The organism is Pontibacter sp. LHS2 (assembly GCF_058932845.1).
In genome coordinates, this window is the sequence record NZ_JBZYWG010000001.1 from 1,581,215 (window position 1) to 1,593,245 (window position 12,031).

Here is a 12,031-nt window from a genome sequence, read left to right on the forward strand (position 1 = left end):
TGTTATTTATGGGCTTTTTATCGTTTCAACAAGAGCGTCTGATCTTTTTTCCGGAAAAGCTTCCTGCTGACTACCGCTTTGGTTTCAGACAGGAGTTTGAGGAGATTGTCATACATGCAGGTGATGGCACCCGGCTCCATGGTGTGCTGTTTAAAGTACCGAACCCGAAAGGTCTCGTGTTTTACCTGCACGGAAACGCCGGCTCCGTGGATTCCTGGGGTTGGATATATGAAGCTTACATACCCCTGCAGTATGATGTGTTTGTGCTGGACTATCGGGGGTATGGCAAAAGCGAAGGAAACATCACGAGTGAGGCGCAGTTTTATGCGGACGTGCAGTTGGCTTACGATGAGTTGAAAAACAGGTATAGCGAAGAGAAAACCGTTGTGATCGGCTACTCGATCGGGACGGCGGCGGCTGCTAAACTGGCCGCAGAAAACAAACCCAAGCTTCTGATCCTACAGGCTCCCTATTACAGTTTAGGTGATCTGATGCAGAGCCTATATCCCTTTGTGCCAACATTTCTGCTCAAGTACAAGTTCGAGACGTTCCGGTTTGTACAGCAGACCCAGGCTCCCATTGCCCTCTTCCACGGTATGCTGGATGAGATCATTTACCCGGGATCATCAGAGAAGCTGAAAGCACACCTGAAACCTACCGACCGGGTGATCCTACTCAAAGGTCAGGGGCATAATGGTATGAATGAAAACCCTGCCTACCGACGTGAATTGGCCCGGGTGCTGACTCAATTGGTGAATAAATAAACAGGAGGCCTGGCATGGCTTAACAAGGTGCCAGCTACGATCAGGTAGAGAGAAATCTGTTGATTCCAGTATCTTTACTGATCATCTGATATAAAACTTTCCTTTTCTCACATGCGCCCAATTCTATATACTTTGCTGCTCTGCCTTTTGTGCAGCACTACCCTTTTTGCCCAAAACCAAAAACCAACGCTGATCACCTGGCAGGATATTGCTGCCTTCCCCGCGCCTGCCGCAGGTATGCGCATTGCCTATGGCGCAGACTCTTTGCAGTATGGTGAGCTGCGCCTGCCGGAGGGCAAGGGTCCTTTTCCGGTGGTAGTCGTAGTGCATGGCGGATGCTGGCTGTCGCAGTACAACATGCAGTATATGGCACACCTGAGTGCTGCTCTCACAAAAGCAGGTTATGCCACCTGGAACCTGGAGTTCCGTCGTGTGGGCGATGCCGGAGGAGGCTGGCCGGGCACTTTTCTGGATGTGGCGCAGGGCACGGACCACCTGAAAGTATTAGCGAAACAACACTCGCTTGACTTAAAGCAAGTGGTGGTGCTGGGGCATTCGGCAGGCGGGCATTTGGCCTTGTGGCTAGCGGCACGTAGGAATCTTCCTCGCAAAAGCGAACTCTATACCCGTAAGCCCTTAAAGGTAAGCGGTGTGGTGTCACTGGCAGGTATAGCCAATCTGGAAAACTACGCAACGGCCCAAGGAAGCTGCAATGCCGCCGTACCTAAACTAATGGGTGGAATGCCGGTAGAAGTGCCTGAGCGCTACCTGGTGGCTTCCCCGATGCGTATGTTACCGCTAAAAGTACCGCAGCGCATGCTACAGGGAGCACTTGATCCTATTGTACCTGTCGAGCAGGCAACAGCGTATGCAGATCGTGCCAAAAGCAAAGGAGATGCTGCAGAAGTGGTGCTCCTCCCCGACGCCGGACATTTTGATCTGGTGGCTCCCCAGTCACCAGCCTGGGCTAGTGTATTGACCTCTATTAGTGAAGTGCTTCAGAAGAAGAGGTAATCGGTCCTGCCAATTGCAACCGTTCATCGCAAAACAAATGTATGACATAGCAAGTACCTATTAACTGAGTCAATAGATAACCCATGGAAGGCGTTTTTAACACAACAGGTCGGACCAATGTGCCCGACACCTATACCTACATCCCGCAAAACGAACAGGAAGCCTGGATCGCCATCATGCACGCCTGTGTAGCTGTTGACGACGATGTGGCCGATGAAGAGCTGGATGTGATGGCGCATACCCTGGCCAACCGATCGCTCTTTGAAGGGCACGACATCATGGCTTACAGCAGAAACGTATTCTACGCGCACGTACAGCTTGGCAGCAAATTACTGATCGACAACTCAGTAGACTTGATATCGGAAGAAAACCGCCCCACTCTGTTTGCGCACACCATCCAATTGGTGCTGTCGGACTGCGTGGTAACCGAAAAGGAGGAAGAGCTCATTCATTACCTGTACTCCGCCCTTGACCTGGATGAAAAGAAAGCACAAGAGATCGTCCGGGTCATACTGATCCTCAATAAAGACAAGAAGTGCCCGTGAAGAAGACTATACCTACACAGTCAACTCCCGGTTGTACTTGCTCCGATACTGCAGCGGTGAAAGGCCTGTGATGCGCTTAAATGTGGTTCGAAAGGCTTTTGGGTCAGAGTAACCCACGTTGTACATCACTTCATTCACGTTCTCGCGGGAAGTTTCCAGGCTTAGCTTAGCTGCTTCGATCTTCACGCGCTGGATGTACTCTACAATGGAATTGGCAGTAGCTTTTTTGAAGCGGCGCTCCAGGTTACGACGACTTAGGGCCAGCATATCGGCCAGTTGATCTACCGTGATCTTTTCCTGGTAGTTAGTTTCTATGTAATCCTGTGCGGTTTTTATTTGGTCGTCGTCATGCTCTTTTTGCCCTTTGAATATCATAAATGGCGATTGGCTGCGGCGCTCGATCTCAATCTGGAAAGCCTTCGACGTGAACACGGCTACATCCCGGCCAGCATACTTCTCGATCAGGTATAGGATCAGGTTAAGATAAGAAAAGGCACCTCCGCTTGAATAGATCCCCTGTTCATCTGTAATGATCTTATCTTCCACTAACTGCACATCAGGAAACATTTTGCGGAAATCGTTGGCGGCCATCCAGTGTGTAGCGCATTGCCTGCCATCCACGAGTCCGGTTGAGGCCAGCAGAAAAGCCCCTACGCAAAGACTGGCTACCTCTGCCCCGGCTTTGTGCTGCTCAATGATCCAGGGAACAAAATGCTGGTTTTGCTCAAGGTTCTGCACTATGTCTCCGTCGAGCGCCGGAATGATGATCAGGTCCGTCTTAGCTACGTCCTGCGTTACGGTATCGGTAAAGACCGTGTATATGCCGCCGGCAACAGATAACTGCTCTGTGAGTCCAACCAGTTGCACATCGAACAAGGCAGGTTTGCCCATACTGATAAGCAGTTTGTTGACCTCCGTCAGAACCTGCCGCGGACCTTCCACACTGCCCAGGATGGCTCCTTTCGGAACCAGAATCGATATATGCTTCATCCGGTTATCTCTATCTGATGTTTCTGCCGTACTTTTCCTGAAAACACCCCCAACTTCAACTATAATCCTCAGCTAAGGGACTCTTTTACATAATCAAGTTAGAAAGAATTACGGTCGCGACCAAGCATTTCGGATGGTGTAATTTTTATGTATTGTGAGGACTTCCGGATTAAATAAATCACACCTACTAGCAGCTTTCATTGGATATCGCTACCATCATCTATCCTGACCAGACTTGCCGAGTTAATGCAGTAGCGCAGACCGCCCGGCTCTGGTCCGTCGTGAAAAACGTGGCCCAGGTGACTGTCGCATACGTTGCAAAGAGCTTCGATGCGCTGCATATGGTGGCTGTCGTCAAAGGCATAGCGGATGGCGCCCCGGCTGGCGGGTTGTGTGAAACTGGGCCACCCCGAGATGGCATGGTACTTCTCTGTTGCATTGAACAGGACTTGTCCACAAGCCGCACAGGTATAGGTCCCTGGCTCATAGGAGCGACAGTAGGCGTTGCGATAAGGCGGTTCGGTGCCTTTTTCCCGAAGCACAGCATACTGTGCGGGAGTCAGCATCTGCCTCCATTCTTCCTCTGTTTTCTCGACTTTGAGGAAAGGCTCCGGATTGCTGTATTTGGCGTAATAGATGATATCTTTCCAGCGTAGCATAGCTGCTTATACGCATCCTTATCCCGATTTGTCAGGTATAGCTTGGCCTTCTGTCTTTGTCGCGGCGCGGCCCTCTGCCCATCCCTGCGTCAATGCTCCAGATTCCGGCTCCCCGGGCTGCCATGTATAAAAACAGAAAGCAGTAAAGCACGGCTTTCTCCCCGTTGTTAAGCAGCGGATTCCAGCCTTCGGGAAAGTGCGACATAAAGAAAGCGACCGCCATCTGACCACTGGCAATAAAAGCTGCCCAACCCGTGAAAAGACCAAATGCAATCATAAGTCCGGCCACCAGCTCCACTACACCAGCCACACCCATCATGGAGGCAAGCTCGACTGGTGTACGGTCGCCAGGCCAGGCAAAAAGCTTTTGTGTGCCGTGCATGGCAAACATCAATCCGGATACTATGCGCAATATCGCATACAGTTGCGGACTGTAGGGTCCCAGAAATCTTTCCATAGTTAGCTAATTAAAATACGAAACCTAACGTATTGCTATGCAAATATTTACATAAGACCATAAACGATCTGAAGGAGAAATAAGTTAGATTAACCCTGAAAAGGTACTCTGCCCACTGTGGTCGTTCGAATCAAGTATCGCATTGCGATCGGACTGTTGAATGAAGATCTTTCGCAGATCCAACAATCCTACTTTTCTATATCAGAGAAGGCTGTGTCGATGCCGTAAAGCTGCAATACATCCAGAAATTCATTGCGGAGCATGTAAGTGATATCTTCTCTTTCGCGTCGGTTGCTGAGCTTCACCTTAAACTTGTCCAGCTCCCGCACGAGCAGCAGGTGCTGCTTGTTCTGGCCATTTTTCAGGGAAAGTGAATCTTCCTGAATCTGCTCAATGCGGCGCTCGTTGTTGCCGAACAGAATCTGGAATATGTTGATGTCCATGCTCAGGTTGGCGGCTCCTCCCATGGTATAAGAGCCCCTCAGGTCGAAGGTAGAGAGGTTGTTGTGCAGGCTGAAGCCAGGCGTGATGAACTTGTTTTTGTGCAGGATAAAATCAGCGTCCACATCCTCAAAGTACAGGTGCTCGGTGCGTTCTTTCCGCATAAAGCCGAGCGCCTCCTGTATGGGTTTTATGTCTATCAGTTCCATATTCTGAAAGGTAGCGCGGGTATAGGCCACGGTGCGGTCAAAACTTGGGGTGAAGGTGCCGTCCAGTTTGGTGTAAATGACCACGTGACAATCTGCTTTGCCTTTTATGTTGCGGCTGCTGAGTATATCCAGCTCCATCTGCTCGGCCACCGTAAACAGCTGCTCCATGTCCACATCCTCTACCTGCGCCTTCAGCCGAACAGGGATCGTGTCGGAGGGTTCGTTCAGAATCATCACGCCCTGCGAGAAGATGGTTCCGCCGAAAGCGTTCAGGTATAGTTTGTCGAGTTGCGCCTGCTCCCTGTTCAGTCTGGCATCGATGGCCACATTGCTTCCTTTCAGGTAATCGTACTTCAGCTCCTGCGCCTTGATGTGCATGCTCAGGTCGTATACCTTCTCCCGTAGTTTCGTTATGCCGTTCTCCTCTTTCTTTTCTTCCGGCTGATTGATTTCTTCTTCCTTAGGAGGGAGTAAAGTTTTAAGGGATGCAAAGTTTTGCATGAAAGCCTGCAGATCCAGAAAATCGTAATCTAGTGTCACGTCTAGATAGGGTCTGGTCAGGATCGTTCGGGTCAGGTAAAAGCCGCCCTTTGCCGTGGCTAACCCGCCTTTCGTAGTCCGAAAGCGCATATCGTCCATCGTCACATGGCTTCGCTTTTTGTTTAGGCGCACCGAAATGTTTTGTAGGTCTTCGTCGCCAGGCAGGTTGACCTGACGCACCAACAACGACAGCTGCACTTTTTGCAGTGGCTGTATAAAATCCAGCGCATTACCTTTACCTGCGCCGTCGGTTTTACCGCCTGCTGCATTGCCTCCGCCAGCTGAACCGGCGATGGCGTTGATCTGCTTCATGCTAGTCAGGTTGAGGTTGTCCATTTCGGCGGCCAGTTGTACATTTGCCTCGGTCAGGCGGCGGTTGTCATTGGGTACTATCACCTTCCCCGTCACGGCTATACCTTGCGATTGCAGGCCGATGTCAGAAAGCGTGAGTTGTTTGCCGTCGCTCCTGAGGCGGGCCTTCATGTTGTGCACCGGAGTTGACTGCACGTTTAGCCGCTCACATGTCAGCCGCATGTTCATCCGTAAAAACTCTGGCAGAATAGTAGTAGGCACATTTGCTGCTTTAGCTACAGCTTGTGGTGCCATACCGGCTTTTACCTCTGGTTCCAACTTAAGCCAGTTGGTGTTGACTTGTTTCAACTCTATGGCGCCGTTTATCGTGACAGTGTTGTGCTGCCCCAAGAGGTAATTCATGATATTGCTCGCAGCGCCAGATACAGAAAAAGGCTTTCCTCCTAGTCTACCACCCATCCCTTGCAGTTGAAGTTCGCTACCTGCCAGTTTGGCCACACCGTTTAGGTCGGTGCAGGGCACGGCCAATTTTGCCGGTTGAAAACCTATGTTGTGCAGACTGATCGCTCCATGCCACTGCAAATCCTGCTCCCGCAAACGGCCTTCGCTGGCATGTAGATTTCCTTTGATGATCACATCACCGGCAATGGTGCCACGAGGAAGTGAAATGTAGTCCGGCGGCAGCACCCGTGCCAGACTGTCCAGGGTATAGCTGCCAAAGAGACGGGCGTCAACGAAGGGTTCGGTGAAATTGGTGATTTTGGCTTGTAGGTAGACGCTGTCCTGACCGGTATGGGCAGAGAGACGGTGCAGTGTAAATGAGCTCGATTCGGGCGACTGCTCCGGTCCGTTGTCGAGTTGCCCGGCAATCTGGATATTGGATAGCGTGATGCGGGTGGTGGGCCAGTGCAGTTTGCCGTCCTGCAAAGCAAAGTTGAGTTTGTTTCGCGGACGCTGCTTAGAGCCAGAGTGTCCGGCAATGTGGTAGTGCAGCTTCACACGGCCATCGCTTTCCACCTGCTTCAGCAAAGGAATCGACCTGACCGAGGACATTTGGTTCAGCAGAAAGAAAAAAGGCTGGTAGCCTTCAAAGTGAAGATCCAGATTTGAACCCTCACCTGTGACTAGCTTTTGGTGCGTACCCGAAATTAGTACTTCATTGCCATTCAGCATGGCTTTGCTGTTCTCAATTTTTCCCTGCTTTTTCTTCAGATCGTAGGTATAGCGGGCATCTACAGTAAAGGCTCTGTTCTCAAAAAGACGAAGATCGCGGCTGCTGATGTGCCCGATTTTCCCTTCCAGTTTACCTTGCAAGTATAGCTTTCCTTCCTTCACCTCCGCCTCCATATCTGAATTGAGTATGTGCAAAGCCAGCCCACTTTCCTTGTAGTGATTTTCAGTAATTATCCGCGCATTTTGGATTCGGATCTGGTCGATTTCCAACGACAAATCGCTCTCGTTTTCCTGCTGTTCATCTCCTTTGCCGAAGGCAAGGCTTACTTTGTTTCCGGCCGAGTCTACCCGCTGATGGAAAGTCAAACCATGGAGGTATACCTTGCTTGCCCGGATCGTGCCGAAGGGCCACTGCAGCACCGGCACCAGCACTTCTGCCTGCTTCAGAGCCAGCACCTCCAGCGGCTCTGCCGTGCTGGTGTCCACTAACGATATATTGTGAAGTGAAACCGTCAGGTATGGAAAGTTATTCCAGCCGGATATTTCCGACTGAAAAGGCGCGAGTGCCACGCCGGGTTGCCGGGTAAGCGCCGTTTTGATCAGGGCTGGCAGTTTGTCCTGGTATAGCGAGGGCAACAGCAGAGACGCTGCCAGTACCAGGGTCAACAGAAGGCCTATCACCAACAAAAATATCTTCCCTAAAATGTGCGGTTTCATAGATTATATAGAAGCGCCTCCCGGATTTATAATACCGGTTAACCTTTCCTTAAACTCACTTTTTAAAAGAAAGTTGGGACTACTTCTACTTGCCTGTAGCTCCTGTGTTATATAGGTTTAGGCTATATAAGCGATGTTTTTCCGCAATCCCTTTGTCATAGCGAAAAGTTGCATTCAAAAAAGCTGTCAGAATGCCCGAGAAGCTGAGATATAGCATGTAGAGACGCCTTCTGATAACCTAAATCCCGTTTTCATCCGTACAGATTATTACCCTGGCGAGGACCAGGCATGAATTAATGTTTTAATAAATTAGAAGGAGATAACGTGATGAGTAGCAATAACAGAAATATTTCAGAAGACCCGAATTCAAGAAAAGGAGAAGGCGTAAGCGGCCTTGGCAAAGGCAAGCAGACAGGTCCGGTAGCAGGCGGTGCCGACAACACCCGAGGTGAAAACAAACCGAGCCGTGAAGGCAGCAGTGGCGGAGCCAAACAGGGTAACCCCAATCAGAGGGAGCAAAAAGGCCCGCAGGATCCCAATGCCAATCTGGCTACCACCAGCCGTGGCGCTGACAGTACGGACAAGGAGTTCCGTAACGACCAGCCGAATGCCAGTACCCTTAAGGGGCACAAGAGCAACGAAGGTCTCGGAAATGAAAAACACTAATTTTTGATAACTGAATCGACCCAATGGTCATAAAGCAAAAGCCCCGACACTGTATGCCGGGGCTTTTGCTTTTCTGTTATTCTAATAGGCTGATCTACTTCAACTCGTCCAGCACCTGGTACATCTTTTTGACCAGTCCAGAGGCAGAGCCATTGTAATTATTCACCACGAAAGCGAATACATATTCCCGCCCATTCCTGGCTTTATGATATCCGGTATAGCCTTTTACTCCGCGTATGGTACCACTCTTCATTTTCATGCCGTTAAAGCTTGGCAGTGAGGTATAGAAACCCGGGAACCAGGCCTGCTGACGGGCATGCAGCAGCATACGTACCTGTGCATGGGTAGTCACCCGGTTGAGTGGCGACAGGCCAGAACCGTCGACCATGGCTAGTTCGGTTTCGGCTATACCTTGTGACTTCCAGTGTTGCCTGATCTGCTCCAGTCCTTTGCGGGTATCGCTGGTGCCTGAGTTGTTGTAAGCGATGGTTTTCATGAGTGCTTCGCCATACAGGTTCACACTCTTGCGGTTGAACCAATACACAATGCTATCCAAAGGTGGCGAGACAACAGTATGTAACGAGGTATAGCCCTGTTGCGAAATGCCGTTGTGCTGCATTGTGGCTTGCGTTGGCATGCTGATACCTAAAGTCCGGAGTGTGTCAGCCAGCATACTCACAAACTGATTGGCACCGGAAGGCAGTGCACCGGAAATCTTAAAGCTGCTCTCGTTGACAGGTATAGTACCCCGGATAGCCGCCGTCGAAGTGCCTACCGGAAAATAGATGTAGGCATTATCCCCTGTGCCCGCTGCGGCAGATGTTAACTCAGAACGCAGCCCATAGCCATTCAGGTCCGGAACTGTTCGCACAATGGAGACCGGGTCGCCGATCTGCTTGCCAGATTTGAGAATAACATCGTACTGATTTTCACGCCAGTTGAGTTTAGAAGCACCGGCCCCGTAATAGTTGGCAATGTCCTGCCACATCCAGCCATCAGGCACGGTTTCTTCATTCCAGCCTTCATTGCTTACTACTACCTCTCCTATCGATTTTATACCTGCCTGCTGCACTGCCCGAACGATCTCGCTGAGCACAGCTCCCTCTTTGGTAGTTGCCCAGCGCCAGCTCCCAAAAGTCGGGTCACCACTCGGCATGATAAGCAGCGACGTATTACTGCCGTTTTTCCGAAGGGCAAATTTCGTTTCGTAGCGGTGGTCCTTGCCAAGCAGTTCGTAAGCGCTAATGCTCGTGATGATTTTCATGGTGGAAGCCGGCGCCAAACCAACTTTACTGTTGCGGTCAAATACCACCTGGCCTGTTTTAGCATCCACCACATACAGTGAGGCGATGCCGTTCTGCATTTGCGGGTCAGTTTCGAATTTCTGGAAGGCGGTCGTCAGTTTAGACGAAGCTGACTGAGCCCAGGCACAGTTTAGGGTCAGAAAGCAGGCAATTAGTAAGGTAAAAGGGGTGATACGGGTTTTCATATCCAAAAAATACGCATTTCCGCCGGTTATCCCCAATCCTTAAACCAAAACAGCCGCTTATTCCTGCGAATAAGCGGCTGTTTTGCTATTTTAAGAGCTGATACTACCAGTCATAGTTGTCGCGGTCTCTGTTGCGCTCGTTGAAGCGACGTTCGTCGTCTGATCTGCGCTGTTGGCTATGGCCCCAGTTGTTGTAGGCGCTGCGCTCCCGGTCTTCATCGCGGTTGTTATACCTGGTAGAGCCGTAGCCTGTGTCGCGGAACTGATCGAAACTGCGGTTGTAACCTCTGCCGTCCCTATTCTCATTTCTGTAGCCAGACTCTTCACTTCTGTAGCCTGATCTTGACATATTGTTGTCCATGTAACCAGTGCCACGGTAGCCTCTGTTTGGCTCCTCATTCATGCGGCCGCCGTAGTTGTAATCGCCTGATCGGCCATAGTTCTGACGACTGTGGTCGTCGTGGTCATAGTAGTTTCGATCACCACCCATCTGGCGTGGTCTTTCGTGGCCGGACATGCCATAGTTGGATGGCCCGTAGGCGGAGCCGCCCCCGTAATTACTGCCTCCTTCGCCATAGCGTGTTCCGCCACTAAAGTCACCATAGGCACGTGTCCCGCTCGTCATTCTGCTGCGATCATTGCGGTCTTCGTGTCGGTCATGATCACTCCTGCCCTGATCGCCTTCCGGATTGTAGCGCGACAGGCTGTTCGTGTTACCAGTTCGGGCATTTCCGTGTTCATCAAAGTCGGCATAGTGATTCTTGCGTGGGCGGTCATTATACTCGTTGTTTCTATTCATAGCTTCGTTATTTAGGTTAAAAACTCTTCCTCTCATAACGCAACAAAACGGAGCATGTTCTTAATCGCCCTCCGAAAAAGCACTCACAACCTAACCGCAACTTCAGTCCAGAAGATGATTCCAGATCAGGTTAAACGTAGAAAATCCACCAGCTGGAGGCCGCTATACCTACAACTTATGCAGTTGAAAATATCCCAGGTAAAGCTCGTCTTCCGAGCCTTCTACACCCGGTGTGATTTCGAGTCTGTACTGCTGCTTGTCCTCATCCGTCAGGATATCTTTCACTTGAAAAACCTCGTCTACATCCACACCGAACTTATCGTCGATGTGTGAGGTGGCTCCCTTAAAACCGGTGTGTTTGTAAAAGGCAGTTTGCTTCGCCTGCTTCACAGCCCCCGCTTGATCTTGTGCTACTGCCAGCATTTTGTAATGAAACTCGTCGAACTCACCTGGCTTGTACCCGCCAAGATTCAGGAAGAACAGCTTGTCAGCACCAGTCTCAGCAGGTGTAGCATCCTTCGGTACTACTTTTATTTGGTAGCTGTTGACCTGTGTCACTTCCCGCCAGGCATCCACGTGAATATTGCCTTTCGCCTCCGGCCAAAAAGCCTTAATAGCCGGCACAAGGTCTCTCACCTGTTCGCCTATTGCAAAGAACATGTCATGCTGCTCAGTATTACGACCCGCCGGCCGACAGCCCAGCATCAGCATAAAGAGTTTAGGGTTTTGCATTGGTGTTTGGTTATTGAAATGAAATTTCTATTTATTGAGGTGTATTTTGCTTGATTTAGGTAGCTATTATTCAGGTAGAAGTAGAGTAACTACGGTTATTGACATCCCTCTGTCCCTAATTGTCTGAATCAGGATTTTCAGGATTTAAAGATTAACAGGATTCTCGGGGAACGATTATCATCCCCCTGCCCCCTTCTTTGTCGAGGGCCCCTACCCCCAAGGGGGGCTTTTCTGAAACTGCTAATTCACAGGTATAAGCGCTGATCCAATCTTTATAATTCACAGACCACTGGCACGCATTGAAAAGGTAACTTGACCCTTAAGCTATGAAATAGAACACCTCAGCCAAGTGCACCAAATGACGCTCCACTGTTTGAGCGTTCAGCGAGTGGGGGTAGGGGCCCTCGATTTGGAGCGTCTTGATTTTTTTGCTTACTTTTTTCATCAAGGAAAAAAGTGAGTGCCCGCAGCACAGGCGAAGCAATGAAACAAGTCATGTCGCTATACCTGCAAAAGCAGCAACT

Annotated in this window: 11 protein-coding genes; 4 read left to right on the forward strand and 7 right to left on the reverse strand. The window is 50.3% G+C overall.

What is annotated here, in order from left to right:
* The first annotated feature begins 8 nt into the window (after nucleotides 1–8).
* The 3 genes from AC5FX6_RS06920 to AC5FX6_RS06930 all read left to right on the forward strand — a co-directional run bounded on the left by AC5FX6_RS06920 (nucleotide 9) and on the right by AC5FX6_RS06930 (nucleotide 2,323).
* On the forward strand, nucleotides 9–764 hold the full coding sequence (locus AC5FX6_RS06920; RefSeq protein WP_493596293.1) for an alpha/beta hydrolase: 756 nt from the start codon (nucleotides 9–11) through the stop codon (nucleotides 762–764).
* A 111-nt stretch (nucleotides 765–875) separates the two neighbouring features.
* Complete coding sequence (locus tag AC5FX6_RS06925) at nucleotides 876–1,778, forward strand: alpha/beta hydrolase family protein (protein WP_493596294.1); 903 nt, start codon at nucleotides 876–878, stop codon at nucleotides 1,776–1,778.
* Nucleotides 1,779–1,861: 83 nt separating this feature from the next.
* A complete protein-coding gene (locus AC5FX6_RS06930) occupies nucleotides 1,862–2,323 on the forward strand; it encodes a tellurite resistance TerB family protein (RefSeq protein WP_493596295.1) in 462 nt (153 codons plus the stop codon).
* 12 nt (nucleotides 2,324–2,335) lie between these two features.
* On the opposite strand, the gene AC5FX6_RS06935 is transcribed toward AC5FX6_RS06930, so the two are convergent.
* The 4 genes from AC5FX6_RS06935 to AC5FX6_RS06950 form a co-directional block, all read right to left on the reverse strand.
* Nucleotides 2,336–3,313 (reverse strand): GlxA family transcriptional regulator, encoded by a 978-nt coding sequence (locus AC5FX6_RS06935; RefSeq protein WP_493596296.1) that lies wholly within the window; start codon nucleotides 3,311–3,313, stop codon nucleotides 2,336–2,338.
* 197 nt (nucleotides 3,314–3,510) lie between these two features.
* The gene (gene msrB, locus AC5FX6_RS06940; protein WP_493596297.1) at nucleotides 3,511–3,972 is read right to left on the reverse strand and encodes a peptide-methionine (R)-S-oxide reductase MsrB; all 462 of its coding nucleotides are present in this window, start codon (nucleotides 3,970–3,972) and stop codon (nucleotides 3,511–3,513) included.
* Between the two features lie 31 nt (nucleotides 3,973–4,003).
* Complete coding sequence (locus AC5FX6_RS06945) at nucleotides 4,004–4,429, reverse strand: DoxX family protein (protein ID WP_493596298.1); 426 nt, start codon at nucleotides 4,427–4,429, stop codon at nucleotides 4,004–4,006.
* A 188-nt stretch (nucleotides 4,430–4,617) separates the two neighbouring features.
* Nucleotides 4,618–7,821: an AsmA family protein gene (locus AC5FX6_RS06950; protein ID WP_493596299.1), complete on the reverse strand. Its 3,204-nt coding sequence runs from the start codon at nucleotides 7,819–7,821 to the stop codon at nucleotides 4,618–4,620.
* 327 nt (nucleotides 7,822–8,148) lie between these two features.
* On the opposite strand from AC5FX6_RS06950, the gene AC5FX6_RS06955 reads away from it, so the two are divergent.
* Nucleotides 8,149–8,487, forward strand: coding sequence for a hypothetical protein (locus AC5FX6_RS06955; protein ID WP_493596300.1), 339 nt, complete (start codon nucleotides 8,149–8,151; stop codon nucleotides 8,485–8,487).
* Between the two features lie 94 nt (nucleotides 8,488–8,581).
* On the opposite strand, the gene dacB is transcribed toward AC5FX6_RS06955, so the two are convergent.
* From dacB to AC5FX6_RS06970, 3 genes are all read right to left on the reverse strand, one after another.
* Nucleotides 8,582–9,976, reverse strand: a complete 1,395-nt coding sequence (gene dacB / locus AC5FX6_RS06960; protein WP_493596301.1) for a D-alanyl-D-alanine carboxypeptidase/D-alanyl-D-alanine endopeptidase — start codon at nucleotides 9,974–9,976, stop codon at nucleotides 8,582–8,584.
* A gap of 103 nt (nucleotides 9,977–10,079) precedes the next feature.
* Complete coding sequence (locus AC5FX6_RS06965; RefSeq protein ID WP_493596302.1) at nucleotides 10,080–10,775, reverse strand: hypothetical protein; 696 nt, start codon at nucleotides 10,773–10,775, stop codon at nucleotides 10,080–10,082.
* A 168-nt stretch (nucleotides 10,776–10,943) separates the two neighbouring features.
* Nucleotides 10,944–11,507 (reverse strand): DUF1543 domain-containing protein, encoded by a 564-nt coding sequence (locus AC5FX6_RS06970; protein ID WP_493596303.1) that lies wholly within the window; start codon nucleotides 11,505–11,507, stop codon nucleotides 10,944–10,946.
* Nucleotides 11,508–12,031: the final 524 nt, after the last annotated feature.